Raw genomic sequence first — 19,858 nt, 5'->3', positions numbered from 1 at the left:
CAGCGGCACCGAGGACTCGGCACTGCAGACCAGCTTCGTGCTCGACGACGTCGCCATCAACGCATCCTGACCGTGATCCATCGGGGCCCCGCGCGTTCTCACGCGCGGGGCCCCTCTCATCACCAGGAGTCCCAAGTGAAGAAGACTTTGATCGCGGTGCTCGCCTCGGCGGCGACCGCGCTCACCCCGGCGGTGGCGGCTCACGCCTCCACCCCGCACGCCACGGTACGGGCGGCCGCGGACACCGTACGGACGCCGGCGACGCCGTCGTACACGGTCAACCTGACCAGCAACAGCAGCGGTTCGACCTGGACCGGGCACGAGAGCGTGAGCTTCACGAACGCCTCGGCCACCGCGCTCACCGAGGTGTACCTGCGGCTGTGGGACAACTACCACGGCAGCTGCCCGACGACGCCGATCACGGTGTCGAACGTCACCGGCGGCACCGCCGGCTCGCTCGAGGTGAACTGCACGGCCCTGAAGGTCACGCTGCCGAGCCCACTGAGCCAGGGGCAGAGCGGGTCGGTCGGGTTCGACCTGAGCATCGCCGTCCCGAGCGGCGCGGACCGGTTCGGGCACGACGGGTCGTTCAACTTCATCGGCAACGCCCTGCCGGTGCTGGCGATCCGGGACGGCGCGGGCTGGCACCTCGACCCTTACACCAACAACGGCGAGTCGTTCTACAGCCTCGCCAGTGACTTCAAGGTCACACTCGACCACCCCAGCTCCATCAGCGTCCCGGCGACCGGCACGTCGGTGGACACGCCCGGATCGTCCGGCCGCACGATCACGACGGCGACCGCGACGAAGGTCCGCGACTTCGCCTGGGGGGCCGGGCCGTACAGCGTCATCTCCGGCACCTCGCCGGGTGGCGTGAAGGTCAACGTGTACCGGGTCAGCTCCATCGGGTCGAGCTCCGCGCAGTCGATGCTGAGCACGGCGGAGTCGGCGATCGACTCGCACAGTTCACGGTACGGCGCCTACCCGTACGGTGAGGTCGACGTCGTCCTGGACAACAACTTCTGGTTCGGCGGCATGGAGTACCCGGGCTTCATCCTCGACCTGGTCAGCTCCACGGCGCTCGCGCACGAGCTGGCGCACCAGTGGTGGTACGGCATCGTCGGCGACGACGAGTACAACAACCCGTGGCTGGACGAGGCGTTCGCCGACTACGCCACCGACGTCTACCAGGGCATCAGCGGCACGGGCTGCTGGAACAACGTCTCCTGGGCGTCGTCCGCCGAGAAGATCAGCAACTCGATGGCGTACTGGGACGCCCACTCGAGCCGCTACGGCACGGTCGTCTACACGTACGGCAAGTGCGCGCTCCACGACCTGCGCCGCCTGATCGGCACGACGGCGATGACCAACCTGCTGCGCTCCTACGCGCAGTCCCACTGGTACGGCGTGTCGACGACGGCCGAGTTCAAGGCGGCCGCCCAAGCCGCGACCTCGACCGACCTGACGTCCTTCTGGACGCAGCACCGCATCGACGGCTGATCAGCCGCCGGAACGAGGGCGGGCGGCCGAACTCAGGCCGTCCGCCTTCGTCTTGTCGTCCTCGGCCGCGTCGGGCAGCGGGATGATCGTCTGGCGACCGGGGATCGCCAGCACCAGCCCGACGACGAGCAGGACCAGCCCGAGGGCAGCACCGCCGAGGGGCAGGACCATCCGCAGCAGCGTGATCTTCAGCGCCTGGCTCTTGTTGACGTGCACGAGGGACTTCTGGCTCGCGTCGGTCATCTTCAGGTCGAGGTCGCCGGCGACGAGCCGGTCCACCCCGTCCCTGGTGCGCAGCACCGTCCGGATCCTCTGCTCCTGGCTCACCTGGCCGCCGGTGCGCGGATCCACCCAGAGCGTGACGGTCGCGTCGTAGACGCGGTCCGCGGCGACGTTCCCGGTCTTCTTGTCATAGCCCGGCAGCCGCTTCGGTTTCTTCACCTTGAGCAGGGCGGCGGGGACCCCGCCCTTGACGGACTCGGTCACGGTCGGGGGAATCCGCTGAACGAAGCGGTACGCCCGGACGCCGTGGATCCGCTCCTCCCCCTCGAACGTCGCCGGCCACGGGCGCTTCGTCGACAGGTCGAAGTACTGGTAGGTCTGCTTCTTCACGCCGATCGGCCAGAACAGCCCGACCCCCGACTGCCGGACGCTCGTGTCACCGCCCACCGACGCGCCCCGGACGTTGTACAGCGTGCCGGTGCGGCGGTCGAACGCCGCGCGCTGCTGCTGGATCTCCACGCTCTTCTTCGTGGCCGGGTCCTCGATCGAGGTGAAGGAGTCCCAGACGGCGATCTTCCCGCTCGCCGCCCGTACGTCACCGCGGATCGTGTTGACGGCCCGCAGGTGCACGCCCTTGCGGACCTTCAGGGTGGCGGTGTCCAGGTACGACGCGTTCGTCGCCTCCAGTGTGGACTGCTGGAAGAAGTTCGCCGGGGCGGCGATGACCTGGTCCGCGACGTAGAAGCGCAGGAGTGCGGCGAAGGCGAGGAAGAACGCCCCGGCACCGGTCAGGACCAATCCGACGTTCCGCCGCACCTTGACCTCCCGCCACGAATGAGACCGGATTCTAGAAGATCGCGCAATTGATGGGTGGTTATGCCGCTCTGCCGTGATGAGTACGTTACCCGGGCGTAGGATTGCGGCCTCTGCCTCCCGGAGGTCCCCTTTGCCGACCGCGCCGACCGCTCCGCACCGTGCGACGCTGGCCCGCTCGGTACGCCTCATGCGCGCGTTCCGCGAGGAGCAGTCCGACCCGGAGGGGTTCTACCGGCTGCTCGCCGCCGACACGATCGCCCAGCTCAGCCGGTACACGCCCCTCGACGGCAGGGTCGTCGCGGACATCGGCAGCGGCCCCGGCTTCTTCACCGCCGCGCTGCGCGACGCGGGCGCCCGGTGCGTCGGCATCGAGTGCGACGCCGGTGAGCTGACCCGGCACGGCCCGCCACCGCCCGGCTCCGTCCTCGGCACCGCGCTGAGCCTGCCGCTCGCCTCCGGCGCCGTCGACGTGTGCTTCTCCTCGAACGTCCTGGAACACGTTCCAGACCCGTGGCGGATGGGCGACGAGATGGTCCGCGTCGTCCGCCCCGGCGGCGTCGTCTTCCTCGCCTTCACCAACTGGCTGTCCCCCTGGGGCGGCCACGAGACCTCGCCCTGGCACTACCTCGGCGGGGACCGGGCCGCCCGCCGCTACGAGCGGCGGCACGGCCGGCCGCCCAAGAACCGGTACGGCCACAGCCTCCACCCCGTCTCGGTCGCCGCCGCCCTCCGCTGGGCGCACGCCCGCGACGGCGTCACCGTCGAGGCGGCGACGCCGCGCTACCTCCCCGGCTGGGCCGCCCCGGTCGTCCGGATGCCCGGCGTCCGCGAGGTCCTCACCTGGAACCTGGTGCTCGTCCTCCGCAAGGCGCCATGACCACGACGCGAGCCGCCGAGCGGACAGTCGGCCTCCCGGCGATCTCGGGTCATCAGGACGCCCTCTATGGCGTCCGGGCCGTCGCGGCGCTCGCCGTGCTGGTCTTCCACGTCGCCGCCGACACCGGCCACACGTTCAAGCACGACGCGACGGCCTACCTGCTGTCCGGCGGCGCGATCGGCGTGCCGGTCTTCTTCACCCTGTCCGGCCTGCTGCTGTACCGCCCGTGGGCGGCGGAACTGCTCCTCGACGGACATCGCCGGCCGCGTACGCGCCGCTACCTGTGGCGGCGCGCCGTGCGGATCCTGCCCGCGTACTGGCTCGTCGTCGGCTTCGTCATGGCCACGATCCTGACCGACCACGTCCGCGACCCGTGGACCTGGCTGAAGCTGCTGACCCTCACGTACACCTACGACCCGCACCCGTGGTGGGGCACGTACCTCGGCCCGTCGGGGCTCGGCCAGATGTGGAGCCTCACGGTCGAGGCCACCTGGTACGCCCTCCTCCCCGTCACCGCGGCCCTTCTCGGGCGGTACGCACGCCGCGGAACGCCCGGCGACGAGGAGACGGAGACCGACCGGCGGGCCCGGCGCCTGCTGCGCGGCATCGCGGCGTACGCGGCGGTGTCGTTCGTCTTCACGATCTTCATGTTCACGCCGCACCTGTCGATCCAGCTGGGCGTGCTGGTGCCGCGCTACTTCGCCTGGTTCGCGATAGGCATGGCGCTGTCCGTGGTGACCGTCTGGGCCCGTACGGGCTCGGCGGCACCGGCCCGGTTCTGCCGCACGGTCGCACGGTCATGGGGCACCTGCTGGGCCACCGCCGGCGTGCTCTACTGCGTCGCCGCCTCCCCGCTCACCGGCCCCTCCGACCTGGCCACCCTCGACACGACCTGGACCTCGGAGCTGCGCGTCCTGCTGTACGGCCTGGTCGCCGCCTTCTTCGTCGCCCCCATCGCCCTCGCCGGACACGGCGACACCCCGATCGACCGGATCCTCGGCAACCGCGTCATGCGCTTCCTGGGCCGCATCTCCTACGGCGTCTTCCTCTGGCAGGTCGCGGTCTCCGTCACCTGGTACAAGGCCACCGGCCACGTCGCCTTCACCGGCGACTTCCTCACCGAGTTCCCGGTCATCACCGCCCTGACGCTCGCCGTCGCGACCCTGAGCTTCTACGGCCTCGAACGCCCCGCCCTCCGCCTCACGACGATGGGTCGTCGACGCCATTGAGCACCTGACGGGCACGGCTTAGGCTCGGCGGCAGGCCCTCATCCTGAGCGATGGTGCGGGACACCACGCTCCCCTGCGTGCGGAGTCGGGAATGCGGCGGTCGACGAAGTGGGCGCTGCGCCTGGCGACGGTCGCCGCGGGACTGCTGGGTGTGGCGTTCGCCGTCGTCCTTGTCGTGGAGGGCATCGGTGTCGTACACCGTGGGGCGCGGGCGTACGGTGACGCCTCGGCCTTGAACCGACACGGGCGGACCGCCGTCGCCACGGTGGTCTCCAAGCGGGTACGCGGGGACGCGCCGATCGCCACCGACATCAAACCGATGAAGGTCAGGTTCACCGCCGCCGACGGCACCGAGCATGTGGTGGGCGTCAACGGCGACCACCGCGTGGGCGCCCGGATCCACATCCTGTACGACCCCGCCGATCCCGACGTGGCCGTCACGGAGTCGCTGACGACACGCCACTTCTGGGCGGCAGGAAAGATGGTGCTGGGCGTAGTGCTCGCCTTGTGCCCCCTGTTCGTCACCGCGGGTGCCATCGCGCATGTTCTCGACCGCCGGACAAGCCGCCGGAACGCCGCCACGTCGTGAAGTCGGCCCACCGACCGGCACCGCGCCACGACCCGCCGCTGGATGGAACGCTGTCACTCGCTTTCTCCGTCCGATTCAGCCGGTTCTGCGGTGAGTTGCTGGATGATTTTGGTGAGGGCGGTGCGGAGGTGGTGGCGCTCCTCGTCGGTGAGGGTGGCGGTGGCGTGCTCCGCCAGGTCGCGGCGCGCTTCCTGGATCGGGCGCTGGGCGGCGCGGGCGCGGTCGGTGAGGTGGAGGCGGACCAGGCGGCCGTCGTTCGGGTCGCGGCGGCGGGTGAGAAGGCCGGCGGCCTCCATGCGGGTGGCGGTGTTGACGATCGTCGGCGTCGTGATCGGGAGGCGGGCGCGGGCGGCGATCTCGCCGGGGGTCAGACCGTCGGTCTCCCAGAGCACCTCCAGGATGAGGTTCTGGCCGATCCGGACCCCGTGGCGGCTCATCGCCTCGTCGGAGGCGGCGTGCAGCAGCTTCTGGGCCTGTGTGATCAGCGTCAGGAACTCGTCCACGACACGATCCTAGAGGTCGATTGCATGCTAATGACCTTCCCGCTACGGTCTCATTAGCACGCTAATGACTTCTGTGAAGGACGGCCATGATCCTCATCACCGGCGGGCTCGGCTTCATCGGCTCCCACACCGCCCGCGCACTGCTCGACCTCGGCGAGTCCTGTGTGCTCACCCGGCGCCGTACGGCCCGGATCCCGGCGTTCCTGAGCGACGAGATCGGCGGACGCGTCGTCGTCGAGGACCTCGACGTCACCGACCGGGAGGCGTTCCTCGATCTCGGCAAGCGTCACGAGATCACCGGGATCGTGCATCTGGCCGGCGCTCCCATCGGGGCCCTCGACCCGGTCGACGAGTTCGAGGTCAACCTGCGAGGCCTGCTCAACACGCTGCGGGCCGCCTCGGCCTGGGGGGTACGGCGCGTCTGCGTCGCCAGCACGATCGGCGTCTACGTCGGTGTCGACGACATCCCGTTCCGCGAGGACGCGCCTCTTCCCATGACGGCGTCTCACCCGATCCCCGCGTTCAAGAAGAGCGCCGAGCTTCTGGCGGCCTCGGTCGCCGAGCGGTCCGGCCTGGACCTGATCAGTCTCCGCATCGCGGCGATCTGGGGCCCGCTCGGCCGACCGGAGTCGGTCTTCCTCGCGGCTCCCCGCCTCGTCCATGCCGCGGTGCGGGGCGAGGCACCGGACTTCTCGCCGCCGCGGCGCCCCGCGTACGCCGGTGACGGAGGCGACCACCTGTACGTGAAGGACTGTGGCCGGGCCATCGCCCTGCTGCAGACCGCCGAGCGGCTGAACCACCGCACGTACAACGTCGGGTCAGGGCGGGTGACGACCAACGGCGAGGTGGTCGCCGCGATCCGGGCCGTCCTCCCCGACGCGCCGACCGGTCTGCCCGCGGGCCGTGGCCAGGAGGCCCCCGCCGCCGACCCGTACCTCGACGTCACCCGGCTGCGGGACGACACCGGCTTCCGGCCCGCCTACGGCGTCGAACGCGCGGTCCGCGACTACGCCGGCTGGCTGCGGGCGGGCCACGAGCGGTAGGCGCCGCCGGCCGGGTCGACAAGACCCGGCCGGCGGAGCGGGAAACTCACACCGAGGTGAGACGTCCTGAGGCGGGCCTGCCTCTCCTCGCCGGGTAGGAGACGTCGGCGGGCCGTGTAACAGTCCCCCATATCCGGACATCTGCCGAGTCGACGAGCCCCCAGCGGAAGGACGGCGGCATGGGTCCACCCGACCCCGAGCAACGCTTCGAGGCGGTGTACATGGCGCACTACGCGGCCGTGCTCAGCTACGTCCGCCGGCGTACCGACTCCCCGGACGACGCGGCGGACGCGATCGCCGAGACGTTCGCGACCGCGTGGCGCCGGGTGGCCGACATTCCGGACGGCGACGGGGCACGGCTGTGGCTGTACGGCGTGGCGCGGCGGGTGCTCGCCAACCACCGTCGCGGGGAGTCCCGGCGGACCGCCCTCGCCACGAGGCTGCGGGCGGAGCTGAGCGCGTGGGCCGAGGAGGCCCCGGCCGCCGGTCGGGACGTCGGCGCGGTCCGTGAGGCGTTCCGGCGGCTCGGCGACGACGACCGGGAGCTGCTCTCGCTGGTCGGCTGGGAGGGCCTCACCCCGGCCGAGGCCGCCAGGGTCCTGGGCCGGTCGCGCGGTGCCGTACGCGTCCAGCTGCACCGCGCTCGCAAGCGCCTCGCCAAGGAACTCGACTCAGCCGGGCTCGACGTCACCCGGTACGGCTCGCGGGCCACCGCACTCGTGGAGGAGCGCCGATGAAGCGCGACATCGACCACCTGGTCGCCCGGATCGCCCCCGACCCCGGCCCCGGAATGACCACTGGAGCACGCGAACTGCTGCGGGAGATCACAACCGATGCCCCGTACACGGCCGGCTCCGTCGTTCGTACGCGTTCTCGCCTGCTGCGGCGCCGGTTCGCCGTGCCGCTCATCGCCGCGTTCGCGGCCTGTGCCGTGGCGGTCAGCTGGCTGCTGCCCGGGGTGCTCGGTCCCCATGCCGCGAACGCCCTCGACATCAGACGAGAAGACGGTTACTACGTCATCACCGTCAAACAGCTCTTCGCCGATCCGGCCCGGTACGCCAAGGAGCTCCGTGACCGCGGCCTCAACGTCTCCCTCACCGTGAAACCGGTGTCGCCGGGTCTCGTCGGATCCGTCATGCCGCCCTTCGACCAGAGGTACAACGGCCTGACCAATGAGGAGATCGCGCGCCGGAAGGACCTGATCTCGCCCATCACCCGCCCGGGAGGCTGCGAGGACTCCTGGAGCTGCGCGATCGGGTTGAAGATCCCGGTGGGGTATCGCGGCAAGGCGAGTGTCATGCTCGGCCGGAAGGGGCGGCCCCGCGAACGGTTCCTGGCGTTCGGCCAGCTCAACAACCTCGGCGAGCCGCTGCAGTGCGAGGCCTTCGTCAACCGGACCGTCGGCGAGGTGCGGTCGATGCTGAGCCGGCGAGGCGTCGTGATCGGGGTCTTCGCGGTGCCGCTGAAGGGCCCCCGCTCCGATGTGCCCGCCTCCTGGCACGTCCACGAAGGCTGGCTGACCGAACCAGGGAAGGCGCTCCTGGTCGCCGCTCCCGGCCGTAACCCCCACCCGTGGCCGTTCTCCAAGGACTGCCCGGCGCGGCACTGACCCGCGAACACCTGTCGATCGCGCCCGTTCCATCGGGCCCGATCGCCCACCCCTGAGACCTCGACCTCTCGCCGGTCCCGGCGGGTACTTCCGCATGCCCTCTTAAGGAGTGTCCATGAAACGCACATCGTCCCTGCTCGTCCTGCCGCTCGTGCTGGTCGCGGCGTGTGGCGGCGGCCGGTCCGGCGACGGCGTCGCCAGCGCGGGAGGCGGGAAGGCCTCCGCCCGCGCGCGGGCGTCGGCGTCCCTCTCGCCCGAGCAGGCCCGTCTGATGTACGCGCGCTGCCTGCGGCAGAACGGCGTCCCCGACTACCCCGACGACCCGAAGAAGATCCCCTCCGGCGGCATCGCGATCCCGCAGCACGCGATGGACGCCTGCGCCCAGTGGCAGAAGGCGATGCGCAGCTACATCGTCGACCCGAACGACCCACAGACCCGGGACCGGTTCCTGAAGCTCGCCCGGTGCATGCGCGCCCGCGGCTTCGACTGGCCCGATCCCGCACCCGGCTCGCTCGGCGGACCGCCGCCGGATCTGAGCGGCGTGAAGAACAAGGCCCGGATGGAGGCGGCGATGAAGGAATGCGGAAAGGCCATGACGAAGGGCACGGGCGGATGAGACGCGCCCCGCTCGTCATCGGCGCCGTGGCGCTCGTGGTGACAGGGGTGGCCGGCGGCGCCCTCCTCTTCGGCTCCGGAGAGAAAGGCCGTCCGGCCCCTGGCCGGACGGCCCTGTCGGCCTCCGACGTCAGGCGCGGCGACCTGATCGACACGATCACCGTGGACGGCACGCTGACGTACGCGGCCGAGCGCCGGATCGCCGCGCAGACCACCGGCACGGTCACGTCGCTCCCCTCCCCCGGCCGAGTGGTCGGGCAGGGCGGCGCCCTCTACGCGGTCGACCGCCGGCCCGTGGTGCTGATGCACGGCACCGTGCCCCTCTACCGGGCACTCGGGCCGGGCGTCACGTCCGGCCCCGACGTACGGCAGTTGGAGAACGCCCTCCAGGACCTCGGGTACGGCGACGGGCTCACCGTGGACCGGACGTTCTCCGCCGCGACCGCACATGCCGTACGCCGCTGGCAGAAGGACCACGGCCTGAAGCAGACCGGGTCGGTCGACGCCGCGCAGGTCGTGTTCCTGCCGTCCGACGTCCGGGTCGTCGAGGCGAAGGCGGCGGTCGGCGACCGGATCGGCCCCGGGCGGCAGGTCCTGTCCGTCACCGGCACTCACCACGTCGTCCACGTCGACCTGGACGCCGACGAGCAGCAGACGGCACAGAAGGGCCGTACCGTCTCCGTGCGGCTCCCCGGCGGCGCGACCGCGACCGGACGCATCACCTCGGTGGGGACCGTCGCCCACAAGAAGAACACCCAGGGCGACACCCCCTCGTCGGGTCAGAGCCCGGCGGCGACCATCGACGTCGAGATCACACTGAGCGGCGGGAAGCGGTCGGGCACCCTGGACCAGGCGCCGGTGACGGTGACGATGGAGAGCCGGCGCCGCCGCGACGTGCTCAGCGTGCCGGTCGAGGCCCTGCTGGCGCTGCGCGAGGGCGGGTTCGGCGTCGAGGTCCTCGACCCGGGCGGGGCGCGGCGGATCGTCGCCGTGACGACCGGCATGTACGGCGGCGGCCGGGTGGAGATCTCCGGGACGGGCCTGACGCCCGGCATGAAGGTCGGGGTGCCCGCCCAGTGACGTCGCCTCACCCGCGCATCATCGAGGTCGAGGGCGTGACCGAACGCCACGGTCGGGTCGAAGCCCTTCGCGGGGTCGACCTGGTCGTCGAGGTGGAGGGCGTGATCAAACGCCACGGCCAGGTGGAGGCCCTGCGCGGGGTCGACCTGGCCGTCGAGCCCGGCGAACTGCTCGCCATCGTCGGCCCGTCCGGCTCGGGCAAGTCGACGCTGCTCCACCTGATCGGCACGCTCGACCGGCCGTCGTCGGGCACCGTACGCGTCGCCGGACACGACGTGTCGGCGTCCGGATCGGGGCGCCGGGCCGACCGGCGGCTGTCGGCGCTGCGCGCCGCGTACCTCGGCTTCGTCTTCCAGCGGTTCCACCTCGCCGCCGGTACGTCCGCCCTCGACAACGTCGCCGACGGTCTGCTGTACACGGGCATGGCCCCACGAGCCCGCCGCGAACGCGCCCGCACCGCCCTGGAACGCGTCGGCCTCGGCCACCGCCTGGACCACCGCCCGCACCAGCTGTCCGGCGGTGAACAGCAGCGGGTCGCGATCGCCCGTGCGGTGGCGGGCGACCCTCCGCTGCTGCTGGCCGACGAGCCCACCGGCAGCCTCGACTCGGCCTCGGGGTCGGAGGTCCTGGCCGTGCTCCGCGACCTGCACGTACGGGGGACGACGGTCGTCCTCATCACCCACGACTCCGAGATCGCCGAGTGGTGCCCGCGCCGCGTACGGATGCGCGACGGCCGCGTCACCGCCGACGACGGGACCGGCGCCGGGCATCGCCGCGTCGCCGCGCTGACGAAGGACGAACCACGTTGACGACACCGCTCACCCCGTCCGGCGCGGAGCACCACAGCGTCGCCACGCTAACGAAGGACGAACCACGTTGACGGCACCTCTCGCCCCCGCCCGGCTCGGCCCCCGCGACGTCGCGCGCACCGGCGCGTCAGGGCTGCGCTCCCGGCCCGCCCGCGTGGCGCTGTCGGCCCTCGGCATCGCGATCGGCATCGCCACCATGGTCGCGGTGATCGGCATCTCCGCGTCCGGTCAGGAGCGGTTGCTGCGGCAGCTCGACCGGCTCGGCACCAACCTGCTGCGCGTCAAGGCCGGTGAGACGATCGGCGGCGGCACGGCGACGCTCCCCGCCGGCGCCGCGGCGATGGTCGGCCGGATCGGCCCTGTCACGACGGTCAGCTCGACCGGCGACCTGTCCGCGTCCGTCCGCCGCACCGACCGCATCCCCCGCGAACAGACCGGCGGCATCACGGTCGAGGCGACCACCCTGGACCTGCTCCGTACGCTCGGCGGACGCGTCCGCACCGGAACGTGGCTCAACGACGCGACCGCCCGCTACCCGGCCGTCGTCCTCGGCGCGGTGTCCGCCGAACGGCTCGGCGTCGACCGCGTCGGCATGCCCGTCTGGATCGAGAACCGCTGGTTCACCGTCATCGGCATCCTCGAGCCGCTCCCCCTGGCTCCCGAGATCGACCGCGCCGCGCTGGTCGGCTTCGCGGCGGGCCGTACGTACCTGGGCTTCGACGGCAACCCGACCACGATCTACGAACGCTCCCCCGACAGCTCGGTCGACGCCGTACGGGACGTGCTCCCGCGCACGGTGAACCCGGAGAATCCGGAGGAGGTCGCAGTGTCGCGCCCCTCGGACGCGCTCGCCGCCCGCGCGGCCGCGGCCGGGACGTTCACGACGCTGCTGCTCGGCCTGGGCGCGGTGGCGTTGCTGGTCGGCGGCGTGGGCGTCGCCAACACGATGGTCATCTCGGTCCTGGAGCGCCGGGGCGAGATCGGCCTGCGGCGTTCCCTGGGCGCGACCCGTGCCCAGATCCGCACGCAGTTCCTCGCCGAGTCGCTGATCCTGTCGGCCCTCGGCGGCACGGCCGGCCTCGTCATCGGCACGGCCGTCACGATCGGCTACGCGACCTGGCAGGGCTGGCCGCCGACCGTGCCGGTTTGGGCCCCAGGCGGCGCCTTCGCCGCGACCCTGGCCGTCGGCATGCTCGCGGGCCTCTACCCCGCCGTCCGAGCCGCCCGGCTTCCGCCGACCGTAGCCCTCACGACCGAGTGATCGTCAGGCCCTGCGATGCTCAGCCGCGGCGATGGGATCACCGGGCCGTGATGGCGGGCCACAGGGTGTCGACGACGCGGGTCGCGAGGTCGTAGTCCTGCGCGCCACGGATGAACGCGGAGTAGTAGCTGCCGACGCACATGTCGGCGATGGCCTCCAGATCAAGGTCAAGGCGGAGTTCGCCGCGCTGTTGGAGGGCACGGAGCGTGTCGAGCAGCAGGCGGCGCCGGGGCCGCACCGCATGCTCGCGCACGATCTCCAGCAGTTCCGGATTGTGTTTGATCTCTGCCAGCGCGTGGCCGAGGAGCATGATTTTCGTCTCGTCCGGCGCGCGGAGGTCGAGGCGGCGTACCGCCGCGGTCACCGCCTCTCGCGCCGTCAGTACGTCGAGGTCGACGGGCGGGACCGCCTCCTGTTCTGCGCGGAACGACTGGTCGAGGGCGTCGACGACGAGGTCGTGCTTGCTCTGCCAGCGCCGGTAGACGGTGGGCCGGCTGACGCCGGCATCGGCGGCGACGGTGCCGATGGTCATTCGGGAGTAGCCGTCGACCGCGAGCCGACGGCGGGCCGCGCTCAGGATCGTCTGTTCGACCAGCGGGTCCCGCGGCCGCCCCCGCTGCTTCTTCGAAGCCTCTGCTCCCACTGGAAACCTGCCTGACCTGCGATGATCGGGAATAATTTACGTGACAGTATTGTAATACAAGTTGATGAAGGAACGCCCACGAGACCGCTTGGCCGACCGTGTCGGCCTGGGAGGTGGAGCAACATGATCGACAACATCCTGGATCTTCCAATCGGCGCGCGACCGGACTCTGACGAGTTCGTCCGCGCCGCGATGGAGTGGCATTTCAGCCCCGAGACGGGTTCGGCGTACTGGCTGCAGAGGGCGAAGACGCTGGACTTCGACCCGCGCGCGGACGTCAAGAGCATCGAGGACCTGGCGCTCTTCCCCAACATCATCAACGAGCTGCGCGATGTCCGCGTGGAGGACCTCATCCCACGGGGCTACGGCCCGAACCCCGACGTCGTCGGCGTGTACGAGAGCGGCGGCACCACCGGCGCCCCGAAGCGCGTGGTCGTCCTGCGGGACTGGTGGGACCGGATCATGGCGTGGATGAACGCCGGCCTGGACGCCGCCGGGTTCCCGACGAACGCCAACTGGCTCGCCGTCATGCCGAGCGGGCCGCACATCGCCGGGGAACTGGCGACCAAGCAGGCGGCCGACCGCGGCGGCATCAGGTACTCGGTGGACATGGATCCGCGCTGGGTGAAGAAGCTCATCGCCGCCGGCAAGGCGGAGGAGGCCGACGCCTACGCCGAGCACCTCGTCGAGCAGGCCGCGTTCGTGCTGCGGACCCAGGACGTCGGCGTCATCATGACGACGCCGCCGCTGCTGGAGCGGATCGCCCGCCACGACGACCTCGTCGACCTGATCAACGCGAAGGTCGGGGGCATCCTCTGGGGCGGGGCGCACATGGACGCCGACACCCGCTACCTGTACCGCACCGAGGTCTTCCCCGGAGTCAGGCTCCGCGGCGGCTACGGAAGCACGATGATCCTCGGCGGCACGAATGAGCGCGTCGACCTCACGGACGACGATCCGTGCATCTTCGACCCGCCCGCGCCTTTCATCACGTTCCGCGTCGTCGACCCCGACACCGGCCGTACGGTCAAGTACGGCGAGCGCGGCCAGGTCGTGATGAACCACGTCAGCAAGAACATGCTGCTGCCCAACAACCTGGAACGAGACCTTGCCACCCGGGTCGAACCGCAGGCCGACCAGGCCGGCGACTCGGTGGCCGACGTGTCCCCCGTCGCCCGCTTCGACGACGAGGCCGTCATCGAGGGGGTGTACTGATGACCAATCCCATCTACATCGACGCGCTGGGACCCAACGGGCCGTATCGGGCGCGCAACAGGCTGACCGTCTCCGACGTGGCCGGCGATCCGCTGGTCGAGCTCAGCCTCGTCCCCAAGCTGTTCGTCAGCCGTGCGATGTCCGCGCTGCGCAAGGCCGACACTCTTCCCCTGGAGGAGCGCCTGGCCGCGCTCGCCAAGGCGGGCGAGCTGTTCGCCACCGGCGTGGTCGACGGCATGTCCGCCGCCGACTACCAGTACACGGTCAGCCGGATGTCCGGCACGCCGCTGCCGATCGTCCGGGAGGCGGTGCAGGCCATCGCCCGTAGCGCCGCCGACGCGTACCGGAGCGCCCAGCAGGCACGGCCGGTCGGCGCGGTGAACGACTGGCGTGATCCGAACGCCCGGCGGGGCACCGCGACCTGGATCCGGCGCGGAGACGTCTTCGCGGTCCATGCGGCGGGCAACCACCCCGGCGTGCACAGCCTCTGGCTGGAGGCCATCGCGCTCGGCTACCGGGTGGCCGTGCGGCCCTCCCGGCGCGAGCCCCTCACCCCGTACCGGTTGATCTCCGCGCTGCGCGCGTCCGGGTTCGGCGACGACCAGATCGTGCTGTTGCCGACCGACTACGCCGCCGCGGACGAGATCCTGCGCCAGGCCGACCTGAGCATGGTGTACGGCGGGCAGGAAGTGATCGACAAGTACGCCGCGGACCCGACGGTCCTGCCGAACGGTCCCGGCCGGTCGAAGATCCTGGTCACCGCCGACTCCGATTGGCGTGACCACATCGACATGATCGTCGACTCGATCAGCCACCAGGGCGGTACGGCCTGCGTGAACACCACGGCCGTCTTCGTCGAGGGCGACCCGACCCCGGTCGCCGAGGCGATCGCCGAGCGGCTCTCGGCGATCCCAAGCCTGCCGCCGGAAGACGACAAGGCCGTCCTCACCGCCTACTCGCTGGAGGCCGCCAAGAAGATCGAGGGCTACCTCCTGGCCAAGGCCGCGGGCACCACGGCTCACCTCGGCGGCGACGGCGTGGTCGACGAACTCGCCGACGGCAGCGCCGTGCTCCGGCCGGCCGTGCACCAGCTCGACGACCCGTTCGCCGAGCAGGCCGGCGTCGAGTTGGCGTTCCCGTGCGTGTGGGTGGCGCCGTGGACGCGGGAGGCCGGGACCGCGGTGTTCAAGGACACCCTCGTCCTCACCGCCGTGACCAAGGACGAGCGCCTGCTGGACGACCTGCTCGCCGACCCCACGATCAAGAACCTGTACATCGGTGACCACCCGACGTACTGGATGGCACCGGGCGTGCCGCACGACGCCTACCTGGGTGAGTTCCTGATGCGCACCAAGGCCGTGATCCGTGACTGACCGCGCCGACCGGTCTCATGGCGACCGGCTCGGTCAGACACCGAGCCGGTCATCACGACCAAGCAGGGCGACCTCGACGCATTCCCCGCCCTCCTGACCGCTGCGGCTGCTTCGACGCCAATCCACCAGGACCGAGCTCATCGGAGACTCCTGGTTATGCATCGGACCGGTTGTCGTGGCCGAGGACCGCGACCTCGACACACTGCCCACCGTCGTGACCGCTCCGAGTACTCTTCCGCCAGTCCAGGGAGAGGGAGTCCATGGACGTCACGTCCCTTCCATCAGGGATCGGATCAGATCAGCCGACGCCGCCGCAGACAGGGCGGCGGATCTGATCAGGTCGAACTCCACTTTAAGTCCCTCGATCGATTTGCGGTGCTCTATCAGCACGCCGTGGCCTCTAACGGCCTCGGCGTACCCCAGGTCGGGAACCTCGTTGAAGCTGAAGAGGGTGAGCGCTCCAGACGGGTAGACGGGTGCGGTGTCCGGTAGGACGTGGATGGTTATGTTCGGCCGCTCCGCCAGCTCAAGCAGCCGGGCGTACTGCTCGCGCATGACGTCGGGGTCACCCACGACGCGTCGCAGCGCGAACTCGGAGATGACGAAGACCAGCCACGGCGGCTCTTCCCTTTCGAGGATTTCCTGCCGGGCCAATCGCGCCGCGACGAGTTGTTCCAGCTTGTCGTCCGGCTGGCCCGCGCGCAGCACCTCCCTTGCGTAGGCCTCGGTCTGGAGCAGACCGGGGATCAGCAGCGGATCGAAGAGGCGGATGGATGCGGCGCGGGCCTCGGCGGCGACGTAGTCGCGGAACCAGCTGGGGGTCTGTTCGCGGCGGACGTGCCACCAGAGCTCCTCGAAGTACGCGTCGAGGCCGAAGAGATCGTCGAAGCCCTTGGACATCTCCGGGGTGGTCGGGCGCTTGGCGGTCTCGATGTGACCGATCATCTGGCCGGTCACGCCGAATCGCGCTCCTAATGCATCTTGGGACAGATTGGCCTTTTTCCGGTAATGCCGGAGACGATATCCGTACTGCGCGATCGCCGATACCCGCGGATCGATCTCCCGTTCGCGCCCCATCGGCTTGACCTCCACGTTCGAGCGTTGGGATCTGTAGGGATGAAACCGTATCGACGGTAACCGCAACAAGACACGCTGAGAAACCGATCCCTTCAGCGACCTGCGAGGGATAGGAGAAATAGTCGACCTCGGAGGAGGTCTCGTGATCGAATCGCGTCTTCCGTATGAAATTTCGCTGAGCCCGAACGCGGCGGCGGCCCCCTGCGCCCGCCTCGTGCTCAAGGACCGGCTGAAGGAATGGGGCCTGACGGAACTGCTGGACGACGCGAGCACCGTCACGGGCGAACTGGTCGCCAACGCCGCCCGGCTCGGTCAGGACTTCGCCGTCCGGCTGATCCCCGAAGACGGTGCCCTGCTGATCGAAGTCGTGGACTCATCGCCGAACGAACCCCAGATCAAGGACGCGTTCGGGGACTCCGACGCGGAGGGCGGACGCGGCCTGCTGATCGTCGACGCGCTCGCAGCCGGCTGGGGCGTCCGCCGAGAGAACAGGCAGAAAGTCGTCTGGGCCCGGGTCGCCTCATGAAGGCCGAGGACATCGAGGCGGCGCTGCATGGCCTCCGGCGCGCACATCCGGACTGGCTGATCCTCTTCGGCGCCTACACGCGCCGCTATGTGGCGCACGGCTACATGCTCGGCCGGCCGGGCGTATGGATCACCGCTGGGAATTCCACAGAGCTGTATCGCCGGATCGCCCTGATGGAAAGCAGCTATCCACGCCAGCGCTCATAGACATTTACCCGAACGGAACAGACATTTCTTGCTCCCGCCAGGCCCCGTCACTTTCCAGCCCGTCTACTCAGCAGAGAATTTTATCGTCTCAGCGGACACCCTCAGATAAACACTCTCGCCCTTCGGGTAGCCCATGTACGGCGTCGAGGTCGACCCCATGTCGGGAGGCTCGGCGCGGCTTACCCATGGCTGGGGTGTGCCCACTTTCGATCTCGCACGACGCACAATGGACGACCCGGTCTCGCCAGCCGCCAGGAGCCGTCGGGATGCCGCTGCCACAGGGCCCCCGGCACTGCGGGCCGCGAACCGCCCGCAGTGGTCACGCGGACTTCGTCGAAGCCGTCACTACCGCCGGCCGCCGAACTCCCAGGCGTGGACCTCGATGTCGGCGTACCGGTCGGCGGTCAGGACGGCGCGTGCCGTGTCCGGGTTTGGCGCTCGGACCAGCGCCGCCGTACCCACCCAGGTGGAACCGTCGTCCGACAGCAGCGGCCCGTACGCGACCAGCTCGTCCTGGTCGGACGGCACGGTGAGGTCGGCGGCCTCGCCCGAGCCGAGGCCGAGCACCAGGTACCGGTCGTCTCCGGTCCGGCCACCGGGGAAGTCCCACATCGTGCGCCCCAGCAGGTTGCGCCACCGGCGCAGCAGCACGTCCCGGTACACGCCGGCCTGGTAGTTGGGCTCGTCGAAGGCGAACGCGCGGGCGGCGGTGGGATCCGGCAGGTCGACGATGTGCACGCTGCCGGTGGGCATCTCGTCGTCACGGGAAAAGGTCGGGCCGCGAGCGATCAGCTCCTTCTCGTACCGGTCCATGTAGGACCAGTGCTCTTCCAGCAGCTCGTAGCGCAGCGCCCCGGAGCCCGGCCGATCGCGGTGGTAGCAGAAGAACTCCATGCCCAGAGTCTGCACCACCCCACGGGTTCCCCGTCTTTCACAGATCCCTCACGCACAAGACCATGGAGTCCAAGGCCCACTTGTGATCGTCACGCTCTGACCAGCCGTTGACGTATCGGGAGCACTCACCGGGCGGATCGCGGTAGAGCACCTTGTAGTAACCGTTGACGTCGTTCTTGGACCTGAAAGACGCACGTACCTTCATGAGAGCGCACGGCATCGTGAACCACTTCACGTGCTCAACGTCGATCCGCTTGTCGTGCACGGGATACTCGCGGGCGACGCAGTCGCCGACCTGGGCTTTGTTTATGTCATCCGTGAAGAGAGGACTCGCCACGCTCACCAGCCCCATGATGAGGGACCCGAGAAGGAGGAATACGAGGGACACCAGACCGATCCGTACCGGACGGGGAAGGGGCTCCGACGGCGGAGTCGCCCCGGGCGCGCCGACGATCGCGATCACGGAACCGGTGCGGGCGGACTGGCCCACGCGACGGCGGATGGCGTACAGGACGCCCTTGTCCGGTGAGGTGATCACGGTGTCGCCTCGGACCGAGCGGACCTCGAGCAGTGGATCGTCCACGCTGACCTTGTCGCCCACCTGCTTGTGCCAGCGGATCACCGTCGCCTTCCGCGCGCCGGCGGTCTCACCCGGCAGCCACGGCAGGGTCACGGGCGTGATCCCACCGATGGTCTTCCGCGCACGTGCCTTGACAGGAGCCAGGCGCGTACCGGCCGCCGGGCGCTGAGGCGCCGGTGCCAGGGGGACGGTGGGGATGGCGACGGGTTCCGATTCGACGGTCGGCACCTGAGTGGCCGTGTGACGTTCAGTGATCATCGCGGTGACGTCCGACGGGAGCCAGTGCGCGGTGGTCTCGGTCAGGGCGGCGAACCGGTCGAGGATCTGGGCGAGGCTCGGCCGGTCGGCCGGGTTCTTGGCCAGGCAGGCGGTGACCAGGTCGGTGAGGTGGGCGGGCAGGCCGGTCACATCGGGTTCATCGTGGACGACGCGGTAGATGACCGCGTCGGGCTGGCCGGTGCCGAACGGGCTGCGGCCGGTGAGGGTGAACACCAGCACCGCTCCCAGAGAGAACACGTCACCGGGCGGGCCGACCTGGCGGCCTCGTGCCTGCTCGGGAGACATGAACGCCGGGGTTCCGACCACGACCCGGGACTGGGTGTGCGAGGTGGCGTCCAGCGCGCGGGCGATGCCGAAGTCGATGACCCGGGGGCCGTCCTCGGCCAGGATCACGTTGGAGGGCTTGAGATCGCGGTGCACCAGGTCGCAGGCGTGGATGGCGGTGAGCCCTTCGGTCAGGCCCGCCCCCAGAATGCCGATCACCGCGGGCGGCAGCGGTCCGTACGTCTCCACGGCCTGATACAGGGAGGGGCCGGTGATGTAGGCGCTGGCCATCCATGGCGGATCGGCGTCGGTGTCGGCCTGCACCACCTGCGCGGTGTAGAACCCGCCGACCCTGCGCGCGGCGGTGATCTCACTGGCGAACCGGCGGCGGAACCCCGGGTCGTCGGCCAGTTCGGGACGCACCACCTTGACCGCGACCGTACGCCCACCCCGGGAGCGCCCCAGGTACACCTGCCCCATCCCGCCGCCGCCCAGCCGCCCTTCCAGTCGGTACGGCCCCACCTGGCGCGGGTCGTCCTCCCGTAGCGGCTCCATCCGGGATCTACTCCCCCTCAGAAGAACATCCACGTACATCTGAGGTGGATCATCCCAGGAAACGACCCTTGCGGAAAGTGATCGGGCTCCATC

Annotated in this window: 23 protein-coding genes; 15 read left to right on the top strand and 8 right to left on the bottom strand. The window is 70.3% G+C overall.

What is annotated here, in order from left to right; translation table 11 throughout:
• Window positions 1-135 precede the first annotated feature (135 nt).
• Complete coding sequence (locus ABEA24_RS45035) at window positions 136-1,500, top strand: M1 family metallopeptidase (protein WP_345440490.1); 1,365 nt, start codon at window positions 136-138, stop codon at window positions 1,498-1,500.
• On the opposite strand, the gene pgfA is transcribed toward ABEA24_RS45035, so the two are convergent.
• Entirely contained in the window at window positions 1,501-2,538 is a 1,038-nt protein-coding gene (gene pgfA, locus ABEA24_RS45030; RefSeq protein WP_345440487.1) for a cell envelope lipid trafficking protein PgfA, read from the bottom strand.
• 187 nt (window positions 2,539-2,725) lie between these two features.
• Between pgfA and ABEA24_RS45025 the strand changes: the two genes are divergently transcribed.
• The 3 genes from ABEA24_RS45025 to ABEA24_RS45015 all read left to right on the top strand — a co-directional run bounded on the left by ABEA24_RS45025 (window position 2,726) and on the right by ABEA24_RS45015 (window position 5,233).
• Window positions 2,726-3,415: a class I SAM-dependent methyltransferase gene (locus ABEA24_RS45025; protein ID WP_345440526.1), complete on the top strand. Its 690-nt coding sequence runs from the start codon at window positions 2,726-2,728 to the stop codon at window positions 3,413-3,415.
• On the top strand, window positions 3,412-4,644 hold the full coding sequence (locus ABEA24_RS45020) for an acyltransferase family protein (protein WP_345440484.1): 1,233 nt from the start codon (window positions 3,412-3,414) through the stop codon (window positions 4,642-4,644). Before ABEA24_RS45025 ends, ABEA24_RS45020 begins: the two co-directional genes overlap by 4 nt.
• A 91-nt stretch (window positions 4,645-4,735) precedes the next feature.
• On the top strand, window positions 4,736-5,233 hold the full coding sequence (locus ABEA24_RS45015; RefSeq protein ID WP_345440481.1) for a DUF3592 domain-containing protein: 498 nt from the start codon (window positions 4,736-4,738) through the stop codon (window positions 5,231-5,233).
• Window positions 5,234-5,286: 53 nt separating this feature from the next.
• Here the strand turns inward: ABEA24_RS45015 and ABEA24_RS45010 are convergent, their stop codons facing one another.
• On the bottom strand, window positions 5,287-5,736 hold the full coding sequence (locus tag ABEA24_RS45010) for a MarR family winged helix-turn-helix transcriptional regulator (RefSeq protein ID WP_345440478.1): 450 nt from the start codon (window positions 5,734-5,736) through the stop codon (window positions 5,287-5,289).
• Between the two features lie 86 nt (window positions 5,737-5,822).
• On the opposite strand from ABEA24_RS45010, the gene ABEA24_RS45005 reads away from it, so the two are divergent.
• From ABEA24_RS45005 to ABEA24_RS44975, 7 genes are all read left to right on the top strand, one after another.
• Window positions 5,823-6,779, top strand: coding sequence for an NAD-dependent epimerase/dehydratase family protein (locus ABEA24_RS45005; protein ID WP_345440475.1), 957 nt, complete (start codon window positions 5,823-5,825; stop codon window positions 6,777-6,779).
• A 179-nt stretch (window positions 6,780-6,958) separates the two neighbouring features.
• The gene (locus ABEA24_RS45000; RefSeq protein WP_345440472.1) at window positions 6,959-7,516 is read left to right on the top strand and encodes an RNA polymerase sigma factor; all 558 of its coding nucleotides are present in this window, start codon (window positions 6,959-6,961) and stop codon (window positions 7,514-7,516) included.
• A complete protein-coding gene (locus tag ABEA24_RS44995; RefSeq protein ID WP_345440469.1) occupies window positions 7,513-8,388 on the top strand; it encodes a hypothetical protein in 876 nt (291 codons plus the stop codon). Before ABEA24_RS45000 ends, ABEA24_RS44995 begins: the two co-directional genes overlap by 4 nt.
• Before the next feature lie 115 nt (window positions 8,389-8,503).
• Window positions 8,504-9,004: a hypothetical protein gene (locus ABEA24_RS44990; protein ID WP_345440467.1), complete on the top strand. Its 501-nt coding sequence runs from the start codon at window positions 8,504-8,506 to the stop codon at window positions 9,002-9,004.
• Complete coding sequence (locus tag ABEA24_RS44985) at window positions 9,001-10,083, top strand: efflux RND transporter periplasmic adaptor subunit (RefSeq protein ID WP_345440465.1); 1,083 nt, start codon at window positions 9,001-9,003, stop codon at window positions 10,081-10,083. The genes ABEA24_RS44990 and ABEA24_RS44985 overlap by 4 nt, the downstream gene beginning before the upstream one ends.
• Window positions 10,084-10,163: 80 nt before the next feature.
• Entirely contained in the window at window positions 10,164-10,892 is a 729-nt protein-coding gene (locus ABEA24_RS44980) for an ABC transporter ATP-binding protein (RefSeq protein ID WP_425551312.1), read from the top strand.
• Between the two features lie 67 nt (window positions 10,893-10,959).
• Window positions 10,960-12,153, top strand: a complete 1,194-nt coding sequence (locus tag ABEA24_RS44975) for an ABC transporter permease (RefSeq protein WP_345440463.1) — start codon at window positions 10,960-10,962, stop codon at window positions 12,151-12,153.
• A 37-nt stretch (window positions 12,154-12,190) separates the two neighbouring features.
• On the opposite strand, the gene ABEA24_RS44970 is transcribed toward ABEA24_RS44975, so the two are convergent.
• Window positions 12,191-12,796 (bottom strand): TetR/AcrR family transcriptional regulator, encoded by a 606-nt coding sequence (locus ABEA24_RS44970; protein ID WP_345440460.1) that lies wholly within the window; start codon window positions 12,794-12,796, stop codon window positions 12,191-12,193.
• Window positions 12,797-12,919: 123 nt separating this feature from the next.
• Between ABEA24_RS44970 and ABEA24_RS44965 the strand changes: the two genes are divergently transcribed.
• Both ABEA24_RS44965 and ABEA24_RS44960 read left to right on the top strand, forming a co-directional pair.
• Window positions 12,920-14,011, top strand: a complete 1,092-nt coding sequence (locus tag ABEA24_RS44965) for an AMP-binding protein (protein WP_345440457.1) — start codon at window positions 12,920-12,922, stop codon at window positions 14,009-14,011.
• Window positions 14,011-15,384, top strand: a complete 1,374-nt coding sequence (locus ABEA24_RS44960; RefSeq protein ID WP_345440454.1) for an aldehyde dehydrogenase family protein — start codon at window positions 14,011-14,013, stop codon at window positions 15,382-15,384. The genes ABEA24_RS44965 and ABEA24_RS44960 overlap by 1 nt, the downstream gene beginning before the upstream one ends.
• 33 nt (window positions 15,385-15,417) lie before the next feature.
• On the opposite strand, the gene ABEA24_RS53865 is transcribed toward ABEA24_RS44960, so the two are convergent.
• The 3 genes from ABEA24_RS53865 to ABEA24_RS44955 are packed head-to-tail and all read right to left on the bottom strand — an operon-like array spanning window position 15,418 to window position 16,476.
• The gene (locus ABEA24_RS53865; protein WP_425551309.1) at window positions 15,418-15,525 is read right to left on the bottom strand and encodes a DUF397 domain-containing protein; all 108 of its coding nucleotides are present in this window, start codon (window positions 15,523-15,525) and stop codon (window positions 15,418-15,420) included.
• Between the two features lie 13 nt (window positions 15,526-15,538).
• Window positions 15,539-15,646 (bottom strand): DUF397 domain-containing protein, encoded by a 108-nt coding sequence (locus ABEA24_RS53860; RefSeq protein WP_425551311.1) that lies wholly within the window; start codon window positions 15,644-15,646, stop codon window positions 15,539-15,541.
• Between the two features lie 5 nt (window positions 15,647-15,651).
• On the bottom strand, window positions 15,652-16,476 hold the full coding sequence (locus tag ABEA24_RS44955) for a helix-turn-helix domain-containing protein (RefSeq protein WP_345440451.1): 825 nt from the start codon (window positions 16,474-16,476) through the stop codon (window positions 15,652-15,654).
• Window positions 16,477-16,603: 127 nt separating this feature from the next.
• On the opposite strand from ABEA24_RS44955, the gene ABEA24_RS44950 reads away from it, so the two are divergent.
• Complete coding sequence (locus ABEA24_RS44950) at window positions 16,604-16,987, top strand: ATP-binding protein (protein WP_345440448.1); 384 nt, start codon at window positions 16,604-16,606, stop codon at window positions 16,985-16,987.
• Entirely contained in the window at window positions 16,984-17,193 is a 210-nt protein-coding gene (locus tag ABEA24_RS44945; protein WP_345440445.1) for a hypothetical protein, read from the top strand. Before ABEA24_RS44950 ends, ABEA24_RS44945 begins: the two co-directional genes overlap by 4 nt.
• Before the next feature lie 345 nt (window positions 17,194-17,538).
• Here ABEA24_RS44945 and ABEA24_RS44940 read toward each other — a convergent pair whose 3' ends face one another.
• Window positions 17,539-18,105, bottom strand: coding sequence for a YciI family protein (locus ABEA24_RS44940; RefSeq protein ID WP_345440442.1), 567 nt, complete (start codon window positions 18,103-18,105; stop codon window positions 17,539-17,541).
• Between the two features lie 19 nt (window positions 18,106-18,124).
• Window positions 18,125-19,765, bottom strand: coding sequence for a serine/threonine protein kinase (locus ABEA24_RS44935; protein WP_345440439.1), 1,641 nt, complete (start codon window positions 19,763-19,765; stop codon window positions 18,125-18,127).
• Window positions 19,766-19,858 lie beyond the last annotated feature (93 nt).

It is taken from the genome of Actinoallomurus vinaceus (genome assembly GCF_039542055.1).
Lineage (GTDB): Bacteria > Actinomycetota > Actinomycetes > Streptosporangiales > Streptosporangiaceae > Actinoallomurus > Actinoallomurus vinaceus.
The sequence above is the reverse complement of the archived record's forward strand: the minus strand, read 5'-3'. Positions and strand labels throughout refer to the sequence as shown.

Excerpts from the sequence above, each read along its gene's own strand:
- ABEA24_RS45020 (WP_345440484.1), top strand. The coding sequence starts at position 3,412 with ATGACCACGACGCGAGCCGCCGAGCGGACAGTCGGCCTCCCGGCGATC.
- ABEA24_RS44935 (WP_345440439.1), bottom strand. The coding sequence starts at position 19,765 with ATGGAGCCGCTACGGGAGGACGACCCGCGCCAGGTGGGGCCGTACCGA.
- ABEA24_RS45000 (WP_345440472.1), top strand. The coding sequence starts at position 6,959 with ATGGGTCCACCCGACCCCGAGCAACGCTTCGAGGCGGTGTACATGGCG.
- ABEA24_RS44960 (WP_345440454.1), top strand. The coding sequence starts at position 14,011 with ATGACCAATCCCATCTACATCGACGCGCTGGGACCCAACGGGCCGTAT.
- ABEA24_RS44990 (WP_345440467.1), top strand. The coding sequence starts at position 8,504 with ATGAAACGCACATCGTCCCTGCTCGTCCTGCCGCTCGTGCTGGTCGCG.
- ABEA24_RS45015 (WP_345440481.1), top strand. The coding sequence starts at position 4,736 with ATGCGGCGGTCGACGAAGTGGGCGCTGCGCCTGGCGACGGTCGCCGCG.
- ABEA24_RS45005 (WP_345440475.1), top strand. The coding sequence starts at position 5,823 with ATGATCCTCATCACCGGCGGGCTCGGCTTCATCGGCTCCCACACCGCC.
- ABEA24_RS53865 (WP_425551309.1), bottom strand. The coding sequence starts at position 15,525 with ATGAGCTCGGTCCTGGTGGATTGGCGTCGAAGCAGCCGCAGCGGTCAG.
- ABEA24_RS44965 (WP_345440457.1), top strand. The coding sequence starts at position 12,920 with ATGATCGACAACATCCTGGATCTTCCAATCGGCGCGCGACCGGACTCT.
- ABEA24_RS53860 (WP_425551311.1), bottom strand. The coding sequence starts at position 15,646 with ATGGACTCCCTCTCCCTGGACTGGCGGAAGAGTACTCGGAGCGGTCAC.
- ABEA24_RS44995 (WP_345440469.1), top strand. The coding sequence starts at position 7,513 with ATGAAGCGCGACATCGACCACCTGGTCGCCCGGATCGCCCCCGACCCC.
- ABEA24_RS44945 (WP_345440445.1), top strand. The coding sequence starts at position 16,984 with ATGAAGGCCGAGGACATCGAGGCGGCGCTGCATGGCCTCCGGCGCGCA.
- ABEA24_RS45025 (WP_345440526.1), top strand. The coding sequence starts at position 2,726 with ATGCGCGCGTTCCGCGAGGAGCAGTCCGACCCGGAGGGGTTCTACCGG.
- ABEA24_RS44985 (WP_345440465.1), top strand. The coding sequence starts at position 9,001 with ATGAGACGCGCCCCGCTCGTCATCGGCGCCGTGGCGCTCGTGGTGACA.